General features: G+C 72.1%; 20 protein-coding genes. 6 read left to right on the top strand and 14 right to left on the bottom strand.

Annotation, left to right across the window (positions count from 1 at the left end):
• Window positions 1-81: 81 nt before the first annotated feature.
• Together JQN83_RS03520 and JQN83_RS03515 are read right to left on the bottom strand one after the other, a co-directional pair.
• The gene (locus JQN83_RS03520) at window positions 82-375 is read right to left on the bottom strand and encodes a WXG100 family type VII secretion target (protein ID WP_208565533.1); all 294 of its coding nucleotides are present in this window, start codon (window positions 373-375) and stop codon (window positions 82-84) included.
• Between the two features lie 24 nt (window positions 376-399).
• The gene (locus JQN83_RS03515) at window positions 400-717 is read right to left on the bottom strand and encodes a WXG100 family type VII secretion target (RefSeq protein ID WP_208565532.1); all 318 of its coding nucleotides are present in this window, start codon (window positions 715-717) and stop codon (window positions 400-402) included.
• Window positions 718-1,184: 467 nt separating this feature from the next.
• Here JQN83_RS03515 and eccE point away from each other — a divergent pair, with 467 nt between their 5' ends.
• The 4 genes from eccE to rarD all read left to right on the top strand — a co-directional run bounded on the left by eccE (window position 1,185) and on the right by rarD (window position 5,028).
• Window positions 1,185-3,026: a type VII secretion protein EccE gene (eccE, locus tag JQN83_RS03510; protein ID WP_372443961.1), complete on the top strand. Its 1,842-nt coding sequence runs from the start codon at window positions 1,185-1,187 to the stop codon at window positions 3,024-3,026.
• A gap of 54 nt (window positions 3,027-3,080) precedes the next feature.
• Window positions 3,081-3,467 (top strand): phage holin family protein, encoded by a 387-nt coding sequence (locus tag JQN83_RS03505; protein WP_208565530.1) that lies wholly within the window; start codon window positions 3,081-3,083, stop codon window positions 3,465-3,467.
• A gap of 150 nt (window positions 3,468-3,617) precedes the next feature.
• The gene (locus JQN83_RS03500; RefSeq protein WP_208565529.1) at window positions 3,618-4,052 is read left to right on the top strand and encodes a GNAT family N-acetyltransferase; all 435 of its coding nucleotides are present in this window, start codon (window positions 3,618-3,620) and stop codon (window positions 4,050-4,052) included.
• Window positions 4,053-4,104: 52 nt separating this feature from the next.
• Window positions 4,105-5,028, top strand: a complete 924-nt coding sequence (gene rarD / locus JQN83_RS03495) for an EamA family transporter RarD (protein ID WP_208565528.1) — start codon at window positions 4,105-4,107, stop codon at window positions 5,026-5,028.
• 27 nt (window positions 5,029-5,055) lie between these two features.
• On the opposite strand, the gene JQN83_RS03490 is transcribed toward rarD, so the two are convergent.
• Both JQN83_RS03490 and JQN83_RS03485 read right to left on the bottom strand, forming a co-directional pair.
• Complete coding sequence (locus tag JQN83_RS03490; protein ID WP_208565527.1) at window positions 5,056-5,757, bottom strand: anti-sigma factor family protein; 702 nt, start codon at window positions 5,755-5,757, stop codon at window positions 5,056-5,058.
• Complete coding sequence (locus JQN83_RS03485) at window positions 5,754-6,269, bottom strand: sigma-70 family RNA polymerase sigma factor (RefSeq protein WP_208565835.1); 516 nt, start codon at window positions 6,267-6,269, stop codon at window positions 5,754-5,756. The genes JQN83_RS03490 and JQN83_RS03485 overlap by 4 nt, the downstream gene beginning before the upstream one ends.
• Before the next feature lie 215 nt (window positions 6,270-6,484).
• On the opposite strand from JQN83_RS03485, the gene JQN83_RS03480 reads away from it, so the two are divergent.
• The gene (locus JQN83_RS03480) at window positions 6,485-8,611 is read left to right on the top strand and encodes a PhoX family protein (protein WP_208565526.1); all 2,127 of its coding nucleotides are present in this window, start codon (window positions 6,485-6,487) and stop codon (window positions 8,609-8,611) included.
• 87 nt (window positions 8,612-8,698) lie between these two features.
• Here JQN83_RS03480 and JQN83_RS03475 read toward each other — a convergent pair whose 3' ends face one another.
• Window positions 8,699-9,481: an IclR family transcriptional regulator gene (locus JQN83_RS03475; protein WP_208565525.1), complete on the bottom strand. Its 783-nt coding sequence runs from the start codon at window positions 9,479-9,481 to the stop codon at window positions 8,699-8,701.
• A gap of 158 nt (window positions 9,482-9,639) precedes the next feature.
• Here JQN83_RS03475 and JQN83_RS03470 point away from each other — a divergent pair, with 158 nt between their 5' ends.
• Window positions 9,640-10,830, top strand: a complete 1,191-nt coding sequence (locus JQN83_RS03470) for an MFS transporter (protein WP_208565524.1) — start codon at window positions 9,640-9,642, stop codon at window positions 10,828-10,830.
• Window positions 10,831-10,951: 121 nt separating this feature from the next.
• Here the strand turns inward: JQN83_RS03470 and JQN83_RS03465 are convergent, their stop codons facing one another.
• The 9 genes from JQN83_RS03465 to JQN83_RS03425 form a co-directional block, all read right to left on the bottom strand.
• A complete protein-coding gene (locus JQN83_RS03465; RefSeq protein WP_208565523.1) occupies window positions 10,952-12,034 on the bottom strand; it encodes a polyprenyl synthetase family protein in 1,083 nt (360 codons plus the stop codon).
• 90 nt (window positions 12,035-12,124) lie between these two features.
• Window positions 12,125-13,678 (bottom strand): NADH-quinone oxidoreductase subunit NuoN, encoded by a 1,554-nt coding sequence (nuoN, locus tag JQN83_RS03460; RefSeq protein ID WP_208565522.1) that lies wholly within the window; start codon window positions 13,676-13,678, stop codon window positions 12,125-12,127.
• Between the two features lie 64 nt (window positions 13,679-13,742).
• Window positions 13,743-15,275: an NADH-quinone oxidoreductase subunit M gene (locus tag JQN83_RS03455; protein ID WP_208565521.1), complete on the bottom strand. Its 1,533-nt coding sequence runs from the start codon at window positions 15,273-15,275 to the stop codon at window positions 13,743-13,745.
• Window positions 15,276-15,339: 64 nt separating this feature from the next.
• Window positions 15,340-17,301 (bottom strand): NADH-quinone oxidoreductase subunit L, encoded by a 1,962-nt coding sequence (gene nuoL / locus JQN83_RS03450; RefSeq protein WP_208565520.1) that lies wholly within the window; start codon window positions 17,299-17,301, stop codon window positions 15,340-15,342.
• A gap of 12 nt (window positions 17,302-17,313) precedes the next feature.
• Window positions 17,314-17,613 (bottom strand): NADH-quinone oxidoreductase subunit NuoK, encoded by a 300-nt coding sequence (gene nuoK, locus JQN83_RS03445; RefSeq protein ID WP_091244416.1) that lies wholly within the window; start codon window positions 17,611-17,613, stop codon window positions 17,314-17,316.
• Window positions 17,610-18,380 (bottom strand): NADH-quinone oxidoreductase subunit J, encoded by a 771-nt coding sequence (locus tag JQN83_RS03440; protein WP_088646150.1) that lies wholly within the window; start codon window positions 18,378-18,380, stop codon window positions 17,610-17,612. The genes nuoK and JQN83_RS03440 overlap by 4 nt, the downstream gene beginning before the upstream one ends.
• On the bottom strand, window positions 18,377-19,015 hold the full coding sequence (gene nuoI, locus JQN83_RS03435) for an NADH-quinone oxidoreductase subunit NuoI (protein WP_208565519.1): 639 nt from the start codon (window positions 19,013-19,015) through the stop codon (window positions 18,377-18,379). The genes JQN83_RS03440 and nuoI overlap by 4 nt, the downstream gene beginning before the upstream one ends.
• A 1-nt stretch (window position 19,016) precedes the next feature.
• Window positions 19,017-20,369, bottom strand: coding sequence for an NADH-quinone oxidoreductase subunit NuoH (gene nuoH, locus JQN83_RS03430; protein ID WP_208565518.1), 1,353 nt, complete (start codon window positions 20,367-20,369; stop codon window positions 19,017-19,019).
• Entirely contained in the window at window positions 20,366-22,792 is a 2,427-nt protein-coding gene (locus JQN83_RS03425; protein WP_208565517.1) for an NADH-quinone oxidoreductase subunit G, read from the bottom strand. The genes nuoH and JQN83_RS03425 overlap by 4 nt, the downstream gene beginning before the upstream one ends.
• Window positions 22,793-22,797 lie beyond the last annotated feature (5 nt).

The following is a 22,797-nucleotide window of genomic DNA, read 5'->3' as shown; positions in this document are numbered from 1 at the left end:
CGACGACGACACCCGGCCGGGCCCGCCTGGCGGCAGCGCCCGACCGGTGGGTCGTCGGACGCTGCCGCCAGCACGGGCGGCTCACTGGAACAGGCCGACGTTGCGCTTCTCGGTGTTGAGGTAGTCGGCGGCGGAGTCGTCCACCGCGAGCTTGATGTCGCGCAGCATGGCCTGGAGGTCCTGCGAGGCGGACCGCCACCGCGCCTGCCGTTGCTCGTACGCCTGCCGGGCCTCACCGTCCCAGCCGGCGATCAGCGGGGCGGCATCCCGCTCCAGTTGACCGAGCTGCGCGTCGAGGGTGTTCAACGCCTTCTGGATGTCCGCGCCGGCCTGGTGCAGGGCGGCGAAGTTGACGACCAGCACACCGTGGTCCATCGGATGGTCCCTCCCCGGGATGGTTCAGAGTGGCAGTTGGATGCCGCGATTGGTGCCGGCGACCCGGCTGGCGGCATCGGTGTCCGAGACGTCGTAGTGCCGGCCGGCGGTGCGGATGGCCGTCGCGGTCTCCCGCAGCGCCTGGTGCAGCGCGGCCTGGTCTTTTCCCCACTGCTGTTTGACCTGTGCGAACGAGCGCCCACCGGCACCCCGCCAGGCCTGCTGCAACACCTCCAGCTCGGTCATCAGGCCGGTCAGCATGGCCTGCAACGACTGGTCGACCTGCTCGAACTTCGCAGCGGTGCGCTGCATCACCGCAGCCTCTGCCTGGGTCTGGGCCATCCGGACGTCACCTCGTCTCTTCGGTCGGAGCCGATCCACGCCCGCCATGGGGGACGGCGGCCCGCCGGCAGTGGGCCTGGCGGGACGATGTCGGCGAAACTCGTCGCTGACGGTAGTCGCACCATCCCGGTTGTGCTACCCCGCCGCCCTCCCCTGTGGACAACCTCGGCATGGGCGGCCGGCCGGGGTCCCCATCGGACCGACCGGGCCACTACCATGGGTCACGCCTCCGTCGCGTTGCGGTCCGCTGTGGTCGGACCCATCCCCACCGGTGGGGGCGATCCACCCGGACACCCGACCCCACCCGGGTCGGTCACCGGCACACCACGAGCCGCACGCACATCACCACGGGCCCACCCGCACCGGGGCCCACCCGCAGCACGAGGTGCCCGCACCACGACGACGCCGACACCGGCCGCGCCGGGATCGGCCACGACACAGCAGCAGATCGACCACCAGGTCCCGGGGTGGGCGGAGAGCGTGACGGAGGAGGCGCGGTGTCGGCGGGCACGACCGATCGTCCGGCCCGGCGACAGCCGCCGCGGAGCCACGGGGGCCCGCCCCGAGCCCGCACGGGCTCCGCCGTGCGTGCCGGCCAGGTGGTCGCCACGCAGGTGGCGCTCGCGTTGCCGCTGGCCGCGTACGGTCGCGGCGCGGTGCCGGCCGTACTCGCCGCGGTCGGGGCGGTCGTCCTGGCCGGCCTCGCCTGGGGGCGGTGGCGTGGGCGGTGGCTCTTCGCCTGGTGGGGCACCGCCACCGGTTACCTCACCCGACGGCGCGGGCTACCCCTCGACGCCGCCCTGGCGGCCCTGCTGGACCTGGTGCTCCCCGGCGCCGTGCTGGGCCCGGTGGAGCTGGCCGACGGGCCGGCCGGGGTGATCGACGACAGCACCGGGCTGACCGTCCTGCTCGACCTGGGCGACCCGGGTGACCTGCTCGGCGACCGGTCCCACCCGCTGCCGGCCCCCGGCACGCTGCTGCCGCCGGCCGGGACGGCGCAACCGCCCGTGCGGGTGCAGGTGCTGCTGCACGCCGTGCCCGCCCCGGCGGCGGGGGTGGCCGGTGGCGCGGCGGGCACGTCCTACCGGCAGCTGACCGAGGGGCGGCTGCCGGGGCAGGAACATGCCCTGCTCGCGGTGCGGGTGCTGCGTGCGCCCGGCTGGTCCGACAGCGACCTGCGCCGGGCGCTGGCCGGTACGGTACGCCGGATCGGCCGCCGGATCGGGCCGGTGCCGGCCCGACCGCTCGGTGAGCACGCGGCGCTGCGGGTGCTGGGTGAACTCGCCCACCACGACGCCGGTCAGCCCGTGCGGGAGACCTGGTCGACGGTGCGCACCGGCGGCCTGCACCAGGCCACCTTCCGGTGGGACCGCTGGCCGGACGCCCGGGCCGATCCGGGTCGCCGGTTGGTGGCCCGGCTCCTGGCGCTGCCGGCGACCGCCACCAGCGTGTCGCTCTGTGCCGGTCCGCAGTCCGGCGGCGACACCGCACCCCCACCGGCCGAGTTGACGGTACGACTGGCCGCCCCGACGCCGGCCGGGTTGGCGCTCGCCGCCGAAGGGTTGTGCCGGCTCGCCGCCGACGCCGGTGGTGAGCTGCGCCGGCTCGACGGTGGGCAGCTCCCCGGCCTGGCCGCCACGCTGCCGTTGGCGGTGCCGGTGCTGGCGAAGGGGACCGCACCGCAGGTGGAGCCACCGGAGCTGACCCTGGGTGGGGCCGGGCTGATGGTGGGGGCCAACCGGCACGGTGGTGCGGTGACCGTCCGGCTGTTCCGCGCCGAGGGCACCCGGCTGGTGCTGGTCGGTGGGCTGGCCGCGGCCCAACTGCTGGTGCTGCGGTCGTTGGCGCTGGGCGCGGGGGTGCTGGTGCAGACCGGCCGGCCGCGCTCCTGGGAGCCGTTCGTGCGGGGGGTCGGCGGGCAGCAGGGCGGGGTCGTGGTGGTCCCGACCGGGCGGCCACCGGGTGCCACCGGTTCGCCACTGCGACCGCTGCTGGTGGTGGTCGACGCGGGCACCATGGCCGAGCCGCCACCCGGGGCGGCCTGGGTGTCCACCCTGGTGGTCCGGGACGAGCTGACCCCGCTGGACGTCGACACCCTGGGCCGGGCCGACCTGGCGGTGCTGCAACCCCTCGACCCGGCGGAGGCCGCCCTGGCGGGCACCGCGCTGGGGTTGGGCGGCTCGGCGGAGTGGCTGACCCGGATCCGGGACGACATGGTGGCGGTGGTCAACCGGCGGGCGTTGCGGTGGGCACTGCTTTCGCCCACCGCGATCGAGTCGCAGCTGGTCGGGCGCCCCGGCCGGCGCTGACCGGAAAGCCACGACGGTTTCCCCAGGTGGACCAGGCGTGGCACGATCCCGGCCATGGATTTTCTGAAGGGTCTTCTGATCCGGCTGGGCTCCACGGTGGTGGCCTTCTGGCTGGCGACGTTGTTCATCCCGGGCATCACCCTCGACACCGGTTCGGCCGGCGAGGCGATCGTCACCCTGGTGCTCGTCTCGGTGATCTTCGGCGTGGTCAACGCGGTGCTCCAGCCGATCATCAAGACCGTCGGTTGTGGTTTCTACCTGCTCACCCTCGGGCTGATCGCACTGGTCGTCAACGGTCTGCTGTTCCTGCTCACCAGCTGGATCGCCGACCAGGCGAACCTACCCTTCCACGTGGACGGGTTCTGGCCGGAGGCGGTGCTGGGCGCGCTGCTCGTCGGCATCGTGACCTGGATCCTGGGCGCCATCCTCGACCGCGACTGACCCGCCTGCCGGCCACCGCCCGATGCCGACCGGCGCGGGGCGGTGGCCGGCAGGATGCCAGCCGCACGGCGGTGGCCGGGCCGGCCAGCTGCGGCCACCTGACGGAAATTGGCTGGCGGGGCGGGCCCCGGATGGGGTTAGCGTGACGACGTGTTCTCGCTGACCCGCCCTGACGGCTACCAGCTCAGCACCGACCCGGAGCGGATCGACCGGGACCGGGTGCACCACTGGCTCTCCACCGACGCCTACTGGGCGCTCGACCGCAGTCGGGAGACGACGGAACGGGCCTTCGCCGGGTCGATCCCGTACGGCGTCTACCGCCCGGAGGACGGCGCGCAGGTGGCTGTCGGGCGGGTGGTCACCGACCGGGCGACCTTCGGTTGGCTCTGCGACGTCTACGTCGCCCCCGAGGCGCGGGGTCGTGGGTTGGGCACCTGGCTGGCCGGCGCGGTCCGCGACCACCTCGCCGGGTTCGGCGTACGCCGGATCGCCCTGACGACCCTCGACGCCCACGGGGTGTACGCGAAGGTGGGCTTCACGCCCGCGCCACCGCAGCAGTGGATGGCGTGGGTGAACGGGCGGTGACCCCGCTCACCGGCAACGAACCCGAGCCGGTCCCACCCCTTACGGTGGGACCGTGACTCCGTTGCGGCTCGGCTATCTCTACGGCTTTGGCGCGTACCTGATCTGGGGTTTCTTCCCGATCTACCTCAAGCTGCTGCGCCCGGCCGGGCCGGTGGAGATCCTCGCCCACCGGATCATCTGGTCGGTGCTGTTCGTCGCGCTGCTGCTCGCCGCCCTGCGTAACGTCGGTTTCCTGCGCTCGCTGGCCCGCCGCCCCCGGACGCTGGCCGGGATCGTCGTCGCGGCGGCCCTGATCGCGGTGAACTGGGGCACCTACATCTACGGGGTGAACTCCGACCGGGTGGTGGAGACCGCGCTCGGCTACTTCATCAATCCGCTGGTGTCGGTGCTGCTCGGGGTGTTCGTGCTGCGGGAGCGGCTGCGCCCGGCGCAGTGGGTGGCGCTCGGGGTGGGGGCGGCGGCCGTCGCGGTGCTCACCGTCGACTACGGTCGGCTGCCCTACCTGGCGCTGACCCTGGCGGTCAGCTTCGCCGGATACGGGTTGGCCAAGAAGCGGCTCGGGCTGCCGGCGGCGGAGGGGCTGTTCGTCGAGTCGGCGGTGCTGGCGCTGCCCGCCCTGGCCTACCTGGGTTGGCTGGTGAGCCGGGGCGGCTCGACGTTCGGGCACGTCTCGGCCGGGCACACCGCGCTGCTGGTGGCGGCCGGGGCGGCGACCGCCATCCCGCTGCTGCTCTTCGCGGGCGCGGCCAACCGGTTGCCGCTGACCGCGCTCGGCATGCTCCAGTACGTGGCCCCGATCCTCCAGCTCGGCTGCGGCGTGCTGATCTTCCACGAGCCGATGCCCCCGGCCCGGCTGGCCGGCTTCGCCCTGGTCTGGCTGGCCCTGCTGATCTTCACCCTGGACGCGGTGCGGCACGGCCGGCGCAGCCGGGCCGCCGCCCGCGCCACCGCGCCGCTCCCGGCCGCCGCCCACTGAGCCACCCCACCCGACGCCCCCTGGGGGTCAGCGGACGTCGTAGCTGAGGACGAGGGTCCCGTCGGCGCGCAGGAGTTCGAGACGGACCAGGTCGGCGTCGGTGAACCGGGTCGCGCCACGCAGGTTCACGTCGTCGCCGGGGGCGGCCAGCCAGGAGGCGATCTGTTCCGTCGCGTCGTCGGGGCCGCGCGCCACCAGTCGGAACGTGTTCGCCTTGCCGTAGCCGGCCGTCGCGTCGTACCCGCAGTGCATGGTGACCTCGGTGCCCCACTTGGTGCCGCTCAGCCCGATCTCCGCGTGCAACGCCGGGGTCTTCGGCGACACCGGTGCCATGGACACCATCCGCACCGCCTGGGTGGTCGGCGCGGGCGGGCCGGCCGGGCGCAGGGCGGCGGCCCCGCCGAAGCCCAGCACCAGGGCGAACGCGGCGGCGACGAGCGCGGTCAGCGCGTACCGTCGGCGGTTGCGGGTCCGCTCGCGGCGGCGGCGGTCCCGGGCCACAGCGATCAGGTCGGGCACCCGGCTGATCTCCGGCGGCGGGGGGAGGAACTCCTCCAGCGTGGTCGGGTCGAGCCGGCCCAGCAGGCCCGGCAGCACCGCGACCTCGGCCACCGCCTCCCGGCACGCCGCACAGCCGGACAGGTGCCGCTCGTAGGCGGCCCGGTCGGCGGGGGCGAGGGCACCCAGCACGTACGCGCCGTCGTCGTGTGCGAACTCGCAGCGGGTCATCCGGTCACCCCCATCTCGGCCAGGGCCAGCCGCAGTGAACGCAGCGCGTAGTGGGTGCGGGACTTGACCGTCCCCGGTGGCACCCCCAGCCGGGCCGCCGCCTCGGACACCGAGCGGCCCTGGTAGAAGCACTCGACCAGCACCTCCCGGTGGGTGGGGCTCAGTCGGCTCAGCGCCTCGGCGATGGTCCAGGCCTCCACCGCGCGTTCCGCTTCGTCAATCGTCTCCGGCTGCTCGGGCAGGTCGTCGGTGAACACCTCGCCGACCCGGGTCGACCGCCGCCGCCAGGCGTCGATCGCCAGGTTCCGGGCGGTCGTGAAGAGCCAGGCCCGCACCGAGCCGCGTCGCGGGTCCAGTGACTCCGGGTGACGCCAGGCGCGCAGCAGGGTCTCCTGCACCAGGTCCTCGGCCCGGGTGCGGTCCCCGTTGACCAACCGCAACGCGTGCGCGTAGAGCGCCTCGGCGTGCTCGTCGTGCAGCGCGCGCAGCAGTTGGGCGTCGTGGTCGCTGATGGTGATCCCTCGCTTCCCGCGCGACGAGTCCGGCGAATGTGTCCGCCCGTTACTACGCGCCGTGACGCTGATCGGTTCACCGGCCACTGCTGTTCACATCCGGTTCACACCGCGTCCGGTGGCCGCTCACCCCGTCCTGGCAGCGTCCGCCCGGTACGCACGTCGAGCAGGTGAAAACGGCGTGCCACCGACCTGTCTCCAGGAGGCTCCTTCCCATGAGCGACCGTCCCCGGCTGCTCCCGCTGCTCGGTGCCACCCGGCACGGCAGCCGCGATGCGATGACCTGTCTGTACCGCTGCGGCAACGCCTGCGACCACCCGGTGCCCAACACGTCCGACAACACCTACTTCGGCGACCTCGTCGAGGGCGAGGTGTCCCGTCGGGGCGTCGTCCGGGCGGGTGCGGTGGGCGCGCTGGTGCTCGGCTTCGGCGGTGCCGCCACCGGCGCGCTGGCCGGGGCCGTCCCCGCCGCCGCCGCGCCGGCCACCCCGGTGGTGCCGGAGGTCGGCGACCCGACCGCTCCGCAGCGCGGTGTCGGCAGCGGGGCGCTGACCTTCAAGCCGATCCCGCCGAACCAGCTCGACACCCTGGTCGTCCCCAACGGGTACGACCACCACGTGGTCATCCGCTGGGGTGACCCGGTGCTGCCCGGTGCGCCCCGGTTCGACCTGCACGGGCAGACCGCCGCCGCCCAGGCCAAGCAGTTCGGCTACAACAACGACTTCGTCGGGGTGCTGCCGCTGGACCGGCGGGGCAAGCGGGCGCTGCTCGTGGTCAACCACGAGTACACCAACGAGGATCTGATGTTCCCCGGCTTCACCGGCCTGGACAACCTCACCGTCGAGCAGCTGCGCACCGCGATGGCCGCGCACGGCATGTCCGTGGTGGAACTGGAGCGGGTGGACGGCACCGGGCAGTGGCGGCCGGTCGGCCAGGGCCGGCGGCCGTACAACCGGCGGGTCACCGCGCTGGCCACGAAGTTCGAGCTGACCGGCCCGGCCGCCGGCTCGGCCTGGCTGCGCACCGCCGCCGACCCGAAGGGCCGCACGGTGGTCGGCACGCTGAACAACTGCGCCGGTGGGGTCACCCCGTGGGGGACGGTGCTGTCCGGCGAGGAGAACTTCAACCAGTACTTCGTCGGCGCCGACGCCGCGCCCGCCGAGCTGAAGCCCAGGTTCGACAGGTACGGCATCACCACCGCCGCCCGTTACCCCAGCGGCAGCCGCAAGTGGGAGCGGGCCGACGAACGGTTCGACCTGGCGAAGCACCCCAACGAGGCGCACCGGTTCGGGTGGATCGTCGAGATCGACCCGTTCGACCCGGAGAGCCGTCCGCGCAAGCACACCGCGCTGGGCCGGTTCAAGCACGAGGGCGCCAACGTCATCGTGGCCCGCGACAAGCGGGTGGTCGCGTACATGGGCGACGACGAGCGCTTCGACTACCTCTACAAGTTCGTCTCCGACAAGAAGTTCATGCCTGGTGACTCCTGGGTGGCCCGCAAGAACAACCTGACCCTGCTCGAGTCGGGCACCCTCTACGTGGCGCAGTTCGCCCAGACCAGCGCCGCCGAGATCGACGGCACGGGCAAGCTGCCCGCCGACGGCGCGTTCAACGGCACCGGACGGTGGATCAAGCTGGTCAGCGGCAACCGCAGTTTCGTCGACGGGATGACCGCCGCCGACGTGCTCACCTTCACCCGGCTCGCCGGGGACAAGGTCGGCGCGACCAAGATGGACCGCCCGGAGGACGTCGAGCCGAGTCTGCTCACCGGCAAGGTGTACGTGGCGCTGACCAACAACACCGACCGGGGCAAGGCCGGTAAGCCGGCGGCCGACGAGATCAACCCGCGCAACCTCAACAAGCACGGGCAGATCCTGGAGCTGGTCGAGGACCGGGGCGACAACACGGCGGAGTCCTTCGCCTGGTCGCTGCCGATCGTCGCCGGTGACCCGACCGACCCGTCGACCTACTTCGCCGGGTACGACAAGACCAAGGTCTCGCCGATCTCCTGCCCGGACAACGTCGCCTTCGACGCCACCGGCAACCTGTGGATCTCGACCGACGGCAACGCGTTGGGCAGCAACGACGGCCTCTTCGCCACCGCCGTCGAGGGGCCGGAGCGGGGGCACCTGAAGCAGTTCCTGACCGTGCCGCTGGGCGCGGAGACCTGCGGGCCGTTCATCACCGGCGACAACCGGTCGGTGTTCGTGGCCGTGCAGCACCCCGGCGAGATCACCGGCGCGTCGGTGGAGAAGCCGGCGTCGACCTGGCCGGACGGCGACTACGCCAAGCCGGGCGTGGTGGTCACCTGGCGGCTCGACGGCGGCCCGATCGGCAGCTGACGCGCTCCCCGGGCCGGTCCACCGCCGGACCGGCCACGAGGGCCCCCACCCGCTTCGGTCCGGGAGGGGGCCCTCGCCCGTGACGGGTCAGGCGTCGGCGGCGATGCCGTCGGCGACGGCGCGGGCGGCGGTGAGCAGCTTGGCCCGCACCACCCGGGCCGAGGTCATCATCTCGCTGGCCGGCAGCGCGCAGGCCAGCACCACCCGCCGTTCCATGTCCTTGTCCGGGGTGACCAGCACGGCGGCACAGGCCACCCCCTGCCGGAACTGCCCCAGCTCCAACTGCATTCCGCGCCGGTCGCCGGCGGCCAGGTCCGCCTCGAACGCCTCCGGGGTGGTCAGGGTGGCGGTGGTGAACGGCCGCATGCCGTACTCGCGCAGGTAGCGCAGGCGCTGTTCGGTGGTGAGGGTGGCCAGCAGCGCCTTACCCAGGGCGGTGGCGTGCGCACCCTCGTCGAAGCCGGGGACCATGTCCTCCAGGTAGGGCGAGCGGGCTCCCTCGGCGACGGCGGTGACCGCCACCTGACCGCCGACGAACCGGCCCAGGTAGTGGCTCCACCCGGTGTCGATGGCGGCCCGCCGCAGCGACTCCCCGACGGCGGCCGGCCCCCGGAACGCGGTGACCAGCTCGCGGTACCGGTCGGCGATCTCCAGGCCGACGATGTAGGTGCCGTCCTCCCGACGGATCACGTAACCCTCGTAGGCCAGGGTGCGGACCAGGTGGTAGGTGGTGGCGACGGTCAGCTCGCACCGCCGGGCGATCTGCTTGACGGTCAGCCCTTTCGGGGCACGACCGACCGACTCGAGCACGCGTAGCGCGCGGGAAACGCTCCGGATCAGGTCCGAAGGTTCCGCCAGGGGGTCACGCACAACCACCTCCGCAGCCGGGGACTTACACCATATGAAATACCGGGCCGAGACGGAACGCCCGTTCGGGTGGTGGATGCCAGATCAGGCGGTATACGGCGGGTCACCCGGCGACACGCCGACGGTTGTCAGGAACTCGACTCGCGTAGGTTGAGCCCACGATGACCGACACCGCGCTCAGCCCCCCGCCGAGCCGGCCCACCGTACGCCCCGTGCGGGCCGGCGTCGCAGCGGTCGCGACCACCGTCGCCAGCGTCCTGCCGGTCTTCCTGGTCGGCGGGCTCGCCGTGCAGATGGGGGACGACCTCGGTTTCTCCCCCGCCGGGCTGGGACTGGCCGTGTCGATCTACTTCGGCGTCAGCGCGCTCGCCTCGATGCCCTCCGGCCGGCTGGTGGAACGGGTCGGCCCCGCCGTGGTGGCCCGGGTCGCCATCGGTCTCGCCGCCGGTTGCCTGCTCGCCATCGCCGGGCTGGCCCGGTCGTACCCGGTGCTGGTGGGGCTGCTCGCGCTGAGCGCCACCGCCAACGCGTTGGGCCAACTGGCCAGCAACGCGGCGCTGGCCCGGCACGTACCCGCCCGGCGGCAGGGCCTGTCGTTCGGGGTGAAGCAGGCCGCCATTCCCGCCTCCACGCTGCTGGCCGGGGCGGCGGTGCCGGCGATCGCCCTCACCGCCGGCTGGCGCTGGGCGTTCGTGGCCGCCGCCGCAGCCGCCCTGGCCGCGCTGCCGGCCGTACCCCCGCAGGTGGCCGGACCGGCGCGGGAGCGTGCGGCGGAACGCGGCGGTGGGGCCACCACGGCGCTGGTGGTGGTCGGGGTGGCGGCGACCCTCGCGGCGGGCGCGGCCAACGCGCTGGGCACCTTCGTGGTGGACTCGTCGGTGCACCGGGGGCTCGCTCCCGGCCCGGCCGGGCTGGTGCTCACCCTCGGCGGCGCGGTCTGCGTGGCCGCCCGGATCGGCGTCGGCTGGCTGGCCGACCGGCGGGACACCGGTCACGTCGCGCTGATCGCCGCGATGCTGGTGGTCGGGGCGGTCGGGTTGGGGCTGCTGGCCGTGGCCGGTCCGGTGCCACTCACCGCCGGGGTGGTCCTCGGCTTCGGGCTGGGCTGGGCCTGGCCCGGCCTGCTGAACTTCGCGGTGGTCCGGCTGCACCCGCAGGCCCCGGCCGCCGCCACCTCGATCACCCAGACCGGGGTGTACGCCGGCGGCTGCCTCGGCCCGCTCGGGCTCGGGGCGCTCGCCGGCACCCGCGGCTACCCGGTGATGTGGCTGGCCGCCGGGGTCGCCATGCTCCTCGCCGCCGTGCTCATGCTCACCGGCAGCCGGCTGCTGCGGCGCTCCGCCGCCGGCTGACGAACGGGGACGGCTGACGGCACCCGGCCGGCCCGGCCGGTCGTCGAGCGGCACAGGTCAGCGGGTGACGAACGGGGGCGGCCGACGGTACCCGGTCGGGCCGGTCGTCGAGCGGCGCAGGTCAGCTGGTGCGGTCGGCGATGTAGTCGCAGAGGGATTCGAGCGCCCGCCGGGCCGGGATCTGCGGCAGCGGGGCCAACCGCGCACGGGCGTCCTCGGCGTAGCTGCGGACGGTCTCCCGGGCCCGCTTGAGCGCGGGGGACTCCCGCAGCAGGCCGAGCGCCTCGGCGTGCAGCGCGTCGTCGACGAGCGGGCCGGTGGACAGGATCTCCCGCAGCCGCACCGAGGCCGCGTCGGAGTCGTCGCCGGCCAGCGCGTAGAGCACCGGCAGGGTCGGCACCCCCTCGCGCAGGTCGGTGCCGGGTGTCTTACCCGACTGGGTCGACTCGGAGGCGATGTCGAGCAGGTCGTCGGAGAGCTGGAAGGCCACCCCGATGGTCTCCCCGTAGCCGGCGAGGGCCTCGGTGTGCTCCTCGGACGCCCCACCGAACATCCCGCCGAACCGGGCCGAGGTGGCGATCAGCGACCCCGTCTTGTCGGCGATCACCCGCAGGTAGTGGTCGACCGGGTCCTGCGTGCGGGGACCGACGGTCTCGGCGATCTGGCCGTGCACCAGCCGGGCGAACGTGCGGGCCTGGAGACGGACCGCCGTCGGGCCCAGGTCGGCGGCGATGTCCGCGGCCCGCGCGAAGAGGTAGTCGCCGACCAGGATGGCCACCGAGTTGGTCCAGCGGGAGTTGGCGCTCGGGGCACCCCGCCGCACGGCGGCCTCGTCCATCACGTCGTCGTGGTAGAGGGTGGCCAGGTGGGTGAGCTCCATCACCACGGCCGCCGGCACCACCTGCGGGCCCGCCGGGTCACCGAACTGCGCACCCAGGGCCACCAGCAGCGGACGGAACCGCTTGCCGCCCGCCTCGACCAGGTGCCGGGCCGCCTCGGTGACGAGTGGATCGGCGCTGGCCACGCTGGCCCGCAGCTCGACCTCGACGTCGTCGAGCAGGCCCAGCACGGACGCCTCGACCCGTGGATCGGCGAGGTGCACGCCGAGCGCGCCGACCTGACCCGTGCCCGCCCGTCCCCGACGACCGCCGGAGCCGACGCCGCCTGAACGCTCCCCCGCCGGAATCACCACACCATCAACCATGCCACACCCGTTCGACCTGCTCCGGACGGGGGATACGGCCGTGGGGCCGGCACGCCTGAGCGCACCGGCCCCACGGCCACGGGAAACGGGTCACCTGACGAATGCTGCGGCGTCCGTCGCCAGGTCGAGCAGGGGTGCCGGCAGCACGCCGAGGATCAGCGTGGCGGCCACCCCGATCATCAGCGCGGTGGCGGTCAGCCCGCCCGGCACCGCGACGGTCGGGGTGCTCTCGCCCGGCTCCGACAGCCACATCATCACCACCACCCGCAGGTACGGGAAGGCCAGCACCATGCTGGTCAGCACACCGGCCACCACCAGCCAGGCGTGCCCGCTCTCCAGCGCCGGGCCGAAGACCGCGAACTTGCTCATGAAGCCGCTGGTCAACGGGATACCGGCGAAGGCCAGCAGGATGAAGGTGAAGACCCCGGCATAGAACGGCGAGCGGCGGCCCAGCCCGGCCCAGCGGGACAGGTGGGTGGCCTCCCCGTCGGCGTCCCGGACCAGGGTCACCACGGCGAACGCGGCGAGCACCGAGAAGCCGTACGCGGCCAGGTAGAACATCGTGCCGGAGACGCCCGCCCCGGTCGGGGCGAGGACCCCGACCAGCAGGTATCCGGCGTTGGCGATCGACGAGTACGCCAGCAGCCGCTTGATGTCGGTCTGGGTGACCGCCAGCACCGCGCCGACCAGCATGGTGAGCACCGCCACCACCCCGAGGACGGGGGTGAAGTCCCAGGCGGTCTGATCGAACGCCACGTGGAAGACCCGCAGCAGGGCCCCGAACGCGGCCACCTTCGTGCAGGCCGCCATGAAGCCGGTGACCGGGGTCGGCGCACCCTGGTAGACGTCCGGGGTCCAGACGTGGAACGGGGCGGCGGCAGCCTTGAACAGCAGGCCGATGGCGATCAGCGCCATCCCGGCGAAGAGCAGCACCTCGCTGGCCGGGGACTCGTTCACCGCGGCGTGCACGGTGGCGAAGTCGACGCCGGCCGAGCGGCCCGGGATGCCGGCGGTGAAGCCGTACACCAGGGCCACCCCGAACAGGAAGAACGCCGAGGCGTACGCGCCGAGCAGGAAGTACTTCATCGCCGCTTCCTGGCTCAGCAGCCGCCGGCGACGGGCCAGCGCGCAGAGCAGGTAGAGCGGCAGGGAGAAGACCTCCAGCGCGATGAACATGGTCAGCAGGTCGTTCGCCGCCACGAAGATCAGCATGCCGCCGATCGCGAAGCTGGTCAGCGGGTACACCTCGGTGGCCCCGTTGCGTCCCTCGGCCTGCTTCCGGTCGTCGGCCGACTCGGCGGTCACCGCCGCCTGGGCGACGAACGCACCACCGCGCTCCACCGACCGCTCGCCGATCAGCAGCAACGACATCGCGGCGAGCACCAGGATGGTGCCCTGCAGGAACAGGGCGGGACCGTCCACGGCCAGCGCCCCACCCGCCGTGACCAGCCGGGCGTCGGCGTTGAGCACCACCATCACCAGCGCGGCGAGCACCGCCACCAGGGACAGCGTCAGCTGCACCAGGTGCCGGCGGGGACGCGGTACGAACGCCTCCACCAGGACACCCAGCAGGGCCACCCCCAGCATGATCAGGATCGGGGCGATCGACGGATAGTCGATCGACGGCAACTTGAGTTCGGTCACTGCGGATGCCGCCTTTCGATCGCGACTGCGGGGCTCACTCGCTGCGCTCGTTCGCTCCTCGCGCTCACTGCGCAGCCTCCTGGACGCTGCCGACCTCAGGGGCGGGATCGGTCTTGCCGACGTCCTGCATGGTCGCCTGGACGGCGGGGTTGATCACATCGGTGACCGGCTTGGGATAGAAGCCGAGCAGCAGGATCAGGGCGATCAGCGGGGCGACCACTGCCTTCTCGCGCAGGGTGAGGTCGCGGTGCATCGCCTTGACCTCGGTCAGCTCCGGGTTGAGCGTGCCCTGGGTGGTGCGCTGCACCATCCACAGCACGTACGCCGCCGCCAGGATGATGCCCAGGGTGGCGATCACCGCGACCGGCTTGTTCACCGTGAACGTGCCGATCAGCACCAGGAACTCGGAGACGAACGGCGCGGTGCCGGGCAGTGCCAGCGACGCCAGACCGGCGAAGAAGAGCACCCCGGCCAGCAGCGGCACCAGCTTGCCCGCCCCACCGAAGTCGGAGATCAGCGACGAGCCCCGGCGGGCGATGAGCATCCCGACGACCAGGAACAGCAGGCCGGTGGCGAGCCCGTGGTTGAGCATGTAGAGCACCGCGCCGGTGCCCGCCTGCGTGGTGAAGGCGAAGATGCCGACCCCGATGAACCCGAAGTGCGCGATCGAGGTGTACGACACCAGCCGCTTCAGGTCGGACTGGCCGACGGCGAGCAGCGCGGCGTAGAGGATGCCGATCAGCCCCAGCGCCAGCGCCCACGGGGCGAACCACTTCGACGCCTCCGGGAACAGCGGCAGGCAGTACCGCAGGATGCCGAACGTACCGACCTTGTCCAGCACGCCGACCAGCAGCGCGGCGGCACCCGCCGGGGCGGCCCGACCGGCGTCCGGCAGCCAGGTGTGGAACGGGAAGAACGGTGCCTTGATCGCGAAGGCGAGGAAGAAGCCGAGGAACAGCCAGCGCTCCGTGCCGGTGGAGATGTCCACCTGGGTCAGCGTCTGCCAGTCGAAGGTCTTGCCGCCGACCACCCACAGGCCGATCACCGCGGCCAGCATGAACAGCCCGCCGACCAGCGAGTAGAGGAAGAACTTCACCGCCGCGTACTGCCGCTGGTGGCCGCCGTAGCTGCCGATCAGGAAGTACATCGGCACCAGCATGACCTCGAAGAACACATAGAACAGGAAGACGTCGGCGGCGGCGAAGACGCCGATCATCGTGGATTCGAGGACGAGCAGCAGGGCGAAGTAGGCCGGCACCGACCGCTTCGACGCGTCGGCGTCGTGCCAGGACGCCAGGATCACCAGCGGCACCAGCACCGCGATCAGCATCAGCATGACCAGTGCGATGCCGTCGACGGCAAAGGTGAAGTTGACGTCCCAGGTGGGGATCCACGGGTACGACTCGCGGAACTGGAGCCGGTCACCGTCGGCCTGGAACGAAACCCACATCACCACCGACAGCGCCAGCACCAGCAGCGACCAGCCGAACGCGACCTGCTTGGCCAGATCGGGCCGGCGACGCGGCAGGAAGGCCACGACCAGGGCGCCGACCAGCGGTGCCACGGTCAGCACCGAGAGGAACGGGAAGTTGGACATTATGCGGCCTTACCTCCGTCGTGGATGCGGGGCCCGCCGGCGGGGGCTGTCGCATTGAGGTCGATCACGCCAGCCACCCCGCCTGCACCGCCAGGAACGCCGCCACCACGAGCAGCGCGCCGGTCAGGATCGAGGTGGCGTACGACCGGACGAAGCCGGTCTGCCAGCGCCGGAGCCGACCCGAACCGCCCCCGACCCCGGCGGCGAGGCCGTTGACCAGCCCGTCGATGCCCCGGTTGTCGAGGAAGACCAGCGCCCGGGTGAGGAAGATGCCCGGCTTCTCGAAGACCACCTCGTTGAAGGCGTCCGTGTAGAGGTTGCGCCGGGCGGCGGTGACCAGCACCCCGGCCGGCTGCGGCGCGGTGGCCGTACCGTTGCGGAACAGCGCCCAGGCCAGCCCGGCACCGAGCACCGTCACCACCAGCGACAGCGCGGTCAGCAGCCAGTGCGGCAGCACCGCCGCATGCTCGGCGTGCTCGCCGCCCAGTCCGGCGGTGGCGGTCAGCCAGTCCGGCACCGAGGTGGCGAGCAGGAAACCGGCGCCGACCGAACCGATCGCCAGCAGGATCAGCGGGATGGTCATCAGCTTCGGCGACTCGTGCGGGTGCTCGATGTCCTCGGTCCACCGCTTCGGGCCGTGGAAGGTCAGCACGAACAACCGGGTCATGTAGAAGGCGGTCAGCCCCGCGCCGAGCAGCGCCGCCCCGCCGAACAGCCAGGCCGTCCAGCCCTCCCGCTCGAACGCGGCCACGATGATCGGCTCCTTGGAGAAGAAGCCGGAGAACGGGAACATGCCGATGATGGCGAGCCAGCCCATCATGAAGGTGATCCAGGTGATCTTCATGTACTTCGACAGCCCGCCGAAGCGGCGGATGTCCACCTGGTCGTTCATGCCGTGCATGACCGAGCCGGCACCGAGGAACATGTTCGCCTTGAAGAAGCCGTGTGCGAGCAGGTGCACGATGGCCAGCGCGTACGCCGCACCACCGAGACCGACACCGAGGAACATGTAGCCGATCTGGCTGACGGTCGACCAGGCCAGCACCCGCTTGATGTCGTCCTTGGCCGCGCCGATGATGCAGCCCATCAGCAGGGTCAACGCGCCGACGCTGACCACCACGAGTTGGAGCGTCTCGTTGGCCGAGAAGATCGGGTTGGACCGGGCGATCAGGTAGACACCCGCGGTGACCATGGTGGCCGCGTGGATGAGCGCCGACACCGGGGTCGGGCCCTCCATCGCGTCCGGCAGCCACGCCTGGAGCGGGAACTGACCGGACTTGCCGGCCGCGCCGAGCAGCAGCAGCAGGCCCAGCACCAGCACCGTGCCGCTGGCCAGCCCGCCGACGGAGGAGAAGACCTCGTCGTACTGGGTGGTGCCGAGGGTGGCGAACAGGATGAAGATGCCGATCGCCAGGCCGGCGTCGCCGACCCGGTTCATCAGGAACGCCTTCTTGCCGGCGGTGGCCGCGCTCGGCCGGCCGTACCAGAAGGAGATCAGCAGGTACGACGCCAGGCCGACGCCCTCCCAGCCGAAGTAGAGCATCACGTAGTTGTTGCCGAGCACCAGCAGCAGCATCGCGGCGACGAACAGGTTGAAGTACGCGAAGAACCGTCGCCGGCCCTCGTCGTGCGCCATGTACTCGACCGCGTAGAGGTGGATCAGGAAACCCACCCCGGTGATCAGCAGGACGAAGACGGCGGCGAGCGGGTCGAAGAGCAGACCGAAGTCGACCCGCAGGTTGCCGACCGTGATGAAGTCCCAGAGGCTCAGCTCGACGGACTTGTTCTCCAGCCCGCGCAGCTGGAAGAACGAGGTGAGCCCCAGCACGAACGCGGCACCGATCGCGGCCACGCCCAGCCAGTGCCCCCAGCGGTCGGCCCGCCGGCCGAGCAGCAGCAGGATCGCCGCGCTGGCCAGCGGGATCGCCACCAACAGCCAGACGCTGCTCAGCAGGCCGTCAGCCGCCGCGTAGGTGACGGCACCCGCTGGCTCTGCCGCCTGGGCGTACGTCAGAATCTCATCCACCGCAGGGCCCCTTTAGTACTTCAGCAGGTTGGCGTCGTCGACGCTCGCGGAGCGCCGGGTCCGGAAGATCGACATGATGATCGCGAGCCCGACCACGACCTCGGCCGCCGCCACCACCATCACGAAGAACGCCATGATCTGTCCGTTGAGGTCACCGTTGATCCGGCTGAAGGTGACCAGCGTCAGGTTGGCCGCGTTGAGCATCAGCTCCACGCACATGAACAGCACGATCGCGTTGCGCCGCACCAGCACGCCGACCGCGCCGATGGTGAACAGCACCGCCGCCAGGATCAGGTAGTAGTCAGGGCTCACCGTTCCGTCCCCTTCAGGGTGGTTTCCTCGGCGGTCAGCTCCCGCTGCGGCAGGATCGCCGGGGTGCTGCGGTCGGTCAGCCGGCCGTCGGGCAGCCGGGCCGGGGTGGCCACCGAGGAGGAGGTGGCGAAGACGCCCGGACCGGGCTTCGGGCCGGGGTAGTTGCCGGGGCGGAACCGGGCCTTCATCGTGGCGACCTGGTCCATCTTGTCTTCCTTGCGCCGCTCGATGTGCGCCAGCACCATCGCGCCGATCGCCGCCGTGATCAGCAGCGCGGAGGTCAGCTCGAAGGCCAGGACGTACTTGGTGAACAGCAGCCGGGCGATGCCCTGCACGTTGCCCTCCGCGTTGGCCTGGTCCAGGCCGACGGCGGTGACCCCGTTCAGCGCCCGGTAGAGGCCGGTGCCGACCAGCCCGGCGAAGCCGAGCCCGAGCACCACCGCGGCGACCCGCTGGCCGCGCAGCGTCTCGATCAGCGAGTCCGAGGCGTCCCGGCCGACCAGCATCAGCACGAACAGGAACAGCATCATGATCGCGCCGGTGTAGACGATGATCTGCACCATGCCGATGAACGGCCCGGCCTGGAGCACGTAGAACACGCCCAGGCAGAGCATGGTGAGCACCAGGAACAGCGCCGAGTGCACGGCGTTGCGCGCCCAGACCATGCCGATCGCGCCGATCAGCGCCAACGGGGCGAGGATCCAGAAGGTGACCTCCTCACCCCCGGACACCTGGCCCGCCGCGGCGAGCACCGTGGACGTGTTCATGCTCCGGCTCCCTTGCCCGCCGCCCGCTGGGCCGCCTGCTCGGCACCCGGGAAGGTCACCCCGGGATGCTCCTCGACCTGGTAGCGGCCGGGCCCCATCGGGGACTGCTCGGCACCGGCCGAGGTGCCCGGGTTGGTCAGCGCGCCGACGTAGTAGTCCTTCTCGCTGTCACCGAGCCGCATCGGGTGCGGCGGCTGCTCCATGCCTTCGAGCAGCGGAGCGAGCAACTGCTCCTTGGTGAAGATCAGATCCTGCCGGTTGTCCCGGGCCAGCTCGTACTCGTTGCTCATGGTCAGCGAACGGGTCGGGCAGGCCTCGATGCAGAGCCCGCAGAAGATGCACCGGGCGTAGTTGATCTGGTAGACGCTGGCGTACCGCTCGCCCGGCGAGAAGCGCTGCTCGTCGGTGTTGTCGCCACCCTCGACGAAGATCGCGTCCGCCGGGCAGGCCCAGGCGCACAGCTCGCAGCCGATGCACTTCTCCAGGCCGTCCGGGTGCCGGTTGAGGATGTGCCGCCCGTGGTAGCGCGGCGCCGAGACCGGCGGCTTGAACGGGTAGTCGGTGGTGACGACCTTCCTGAACATGTGCGAGAAGGTGACACCGAAGCCCTTGAACGTTCCGGTGATCGCGCCCACGTCACACCTCCTGAGAGTCGGAGCCGGTGGCGATGTTGGCCGGCTCCCGCTCGGCGACCACACGCTTCGTGCGCGGGCTCGGCGGTACCTGTAGATCCAGCGGGGGCAACGGGAAGCTGCCGTACGGCCGGTTGTCGGCCTGTTCCTGCGGGGTCGGCTTCGAGGCCGGCTTGCGGCTCGGCCACAGCAGCGTCGCCAGCAGCAGTACGCCCGCGCCGACGGCGGTGGCGAGCAGCCGGTCCCGCGACTGCCAGTCCTCGATGGAGCGCAGCCCGGCCAGGACCAGGATCCAGACCAGGTTGATCGGGAGCAGCACCTTCCAGCCGAAGCGCATGAACTGGTCGTAGCGCAGCCGGGGCAGGGTGCCCCGGAGCCACACGAAGACGAAGACCAGTAGCAGCACCTTGCCGAAGAACCAGAGCATCGGCCACCAACCGGTGTTGGCGTCCGCCCACAGCGTGATCGGCCAGGGGGCCCGCCAGCCACCGAGGAAGAGCGTCGTGGTCACCGCGGACATGGTCACCATGGCGACGTACTCGGAGAGCATGAAGAGCGCGAACTTCAGCGAGCTGTACTCGGTCATGAAGCCGGCGACCAGCTCCGACTCGGCCTCGGGCAGGTCGAACGGCGCCCGGTTGGTCTCGCCGACGGTGGCGATGAAGAAGATGATGAAGCTGGGCAGCAGCAGGATCGCGTACCAGCCGGGGGCGGGGATCTCGACGCCGGCGATGGTGAGCCGGGTGGCGTCCCCCTGGGCGGCGACGATCCCGCTGGTGGACATGGTGCCGGCGGTCATGAACACCGCGACGATGCTCAACCCCATGGCGACCTCGTAGGAGATCATCTGGGCGCTGGAGCGCAGGCCACCGAGCAGCGGGTACGTCGAGCCGGAGGCCCAGCCGCCGAGCACGATGCCGTAGACGGCCAGCGACGAGCAGGCCAGCAGCACCAGCACCGCCACCGGTACGTCGGTGACCTGCAACGGGGTCCGGTGGCCGAAGATGCTCACCATCGGGCCGAACGGGATCACCGACAGTGCGGTGACCGCGCAGACCACCGAGATGACCGGCGCGAAGAAGTAGACCACCTTGTCGGCGGCCTTCGGGAGGATGTCCTCCTTGAAGGCCATCTTGAGGCCGTCGGCGAGGGTCTGGAGCAGGCCGAACGGGCCGACCTGGTTGGGGCCGGGCCGGACCTGCATGTAGCCGACGACCCGCCGCTCGAACCAGACGCCGAGCAGGGTGGCGAGCAGACCGAAGACGAACGCGAAGACGATCTTGATGAGGACCAGCCACCACGGGTCCCGGCCGAAGTCGGCGAGCGTCGGGTCCTGCGCCAGGAGGAGGGTGTTCACTGTGCACCTCCGGAGATCCGTACCACCGTGCCGGACGCGGTGCCGAGGCTGCGCCGGACGGTCGAACCGGGAGAGTTGGTCGGCAGCCAGACGACGCCGTCGGGCATCTCGGTGATGGCCGCCGGCAGGGTGACCGCACCCCGGTCGGTGCCCACCGTGACCGGGTCGCCGTCGGCCACGCCGAGCGTCTCGGCGGTGCCCTTGCCCAGCCGGACCACCGGCGGGCGGGCGGTGCCGGCGAGGTGCTCGTCGCCGTCGGTGAGGCTGCCCAGGTCGATCAGCTGGTGCCAGGTCGCCAGCACCGCCTCGCCCGCACCCGGCTGGGGCACGGTCGCCGGGGCTACCGACGGGCTGACCGGCCGGTCGGCCCGGGTCGGCGGCAGTGCGCCCAGCTCCCGGCGGATGCCCGACACGTCGCCGGTACCGAGCCGGACGTCGAGCTGCGCGGCGATCGCGTCCAGCACCCGCGCGTCGGTCATCGCGGCGGTGTGCAACACCGCCTCGAACGTACGCAGCCGACCCTCCCAGTCCAGGAAGCTGCCGGCCTTCTCGGCCACCGGGGCGACCGGCAGGACCACGTCCGCCCGACGGGCCACCGCCGAATTGCGCAGCTCCAGGCTGACCAGGAACGGCACCGCGTCGAGCGCCTGCTCGGCCAGCCTCGGGTCGGCCAGGTCGGCCGGGTCCACCCCGGCCACCACCAGGGCGCCGAGCTGGCCGTTCGCGGCGGCGGCCAGGATCTGGTCGGTGTCCCGACCGGCCTGGCTGGGGATCACCCCGGCCGGGATGTCCCACGCCTCGCCCAGTTCGGCGCGGGCCGACGGCTCGGTCACCGGACGCCCGCCGGGCAGCAGGTTGGGCAGGCAGCCCGCGTCGACCGCACCCCGGTCACCCGCGCGCCGCGGCACCCAGGCCAGCTTCGCACCGGTACGCCGGGCGACGTCCGCGGCGGCGGAGAGGCCACCGGGCACCCCGGCCAGCCGCTCGCCGACGAACAGGATCGCGCCCTCGGCGCTCAACGCCTCGGCCACCGTGTCGTGCTCGGCGAGCACGCTCGCCTCCTCGCCCGGCACCACCCGGGCCAGCTTGGCCCCGAGCTTCTCCAGGCCCCGGGTGGCGAACGGGGCGATCGCGTAGACCGTCAGCTTCTTCTTCAGGTACGCCTTGCGCAGCCGCAGGAAGAGGATCGGGCACTCCTCCTCCGGCTCCAGCCCGACCAGCACCACCGAGGACGCCTTCTCCACGTCGGCGTAGGTCACGTCGGTGACCCCGGCGACGCTGCTGGCCAGGAAGTCGGACTCCTCGCGGGAGACCGGCCGGGCCCGGAAGTCGATGTCGTTGGTGTTCAGGGCGACCCGGGCGAACTTCGCGTACGCGTAGGCGTCCTCGACGGTCAGCCGGCCGCCGGTCAGTACCGCCGTGCCACGTCCCTCGTCGCGGGCGGCCCGCAGCCCGTCGGCGGCCCGGGTCAGCGCCTCGCTCCAGGACGCCTCCCGCAGCTCACCGGACTTCTCGTCGCGGACCAGCGGGGTGGTGAGCCGGTCGAAGGCGCGGGTGTACTGGAAGCCCCACCGCCCCTTGTCGCAGTTCCACTCCTCGTTGACCTGCGGGTCGTCCCCGGCGAGACGGCGCAGCACCTTGCCCCGCCGCCAGTCGGTGCGCTGGGCGCAGCCGGCCGAGCAGTGCTCGCAGACGCTCGGGCTGGAGACCAGGTCGAACGGGCGGGCCCGGAACCGGTACTGCGCCCCGGTGAGCGCGCCGACCGGGCAGATCTGCACGGTGTTGCCGGAGAAGTACGAGTTGAACGGGACGTCGCCGGAGTCGCCCTCCGCGCCGTACGCGTCGTCCCGGTAGATGTTGATCTCCTCGGCGGACGACCGGCCCATCAGGTCGATGAACTTGTCGCCGGCGATCTCCTCGGAGAACCGGGTGCAGCGCTGGCAGAGCACGCAGCGCTCCCGGTCGAGCAGCACCTGGGTGCTGATCTCCATCGGCTTGACGTACTCCCGCTTGTGCTCGTGGAAGCGGGAGTCGGTGCGGCCGGTGGACATCGCCTGGTTCTGCAGCGGGCACTCACCACCCTTGTCGCACATGGGGCAGTCCAGCGGGTGGTTGAGCAGCAGCAGCTCCATCACCCCCTCCTGCGCCTTTTTGGCGACCGGGGAGCTGAGCTGGGTGCGGACCACCATGCCCTCGGCGACGGTCTGGGTGCAGGAGGCGACCGGCTTGCGCTGCCCCTCCACCTCGACCAGGCACTGCCGGCAGGCACCGGCCGGGGCCAGCAGCGGGTGGTCGCAGAAGCGCGGGATCTCGGTGCCCAACTGCTCGGCGACCCGGATCAGCAGCGCCCCCTTGGGGGCGGTGACCTCGACGCCGTCGATGGTGAGCGTGACCGTCTCGGTCTGCTTGGCTACGTCGGTCATCAGAG

Source organism: Micromonospora antibiotica (assembly GCF_017599305.1).
GTDB lineage: Bacteria > Actinomycetota > Actinomycetes > Mycobacteriales > Micromonosporaceae > Micromonospora > Micromonospora antibiotica.
Note: the sequence above shows the minus strand (reverse complement) of the source record. Positions and strands in the feature narration are given on the sequence as shown.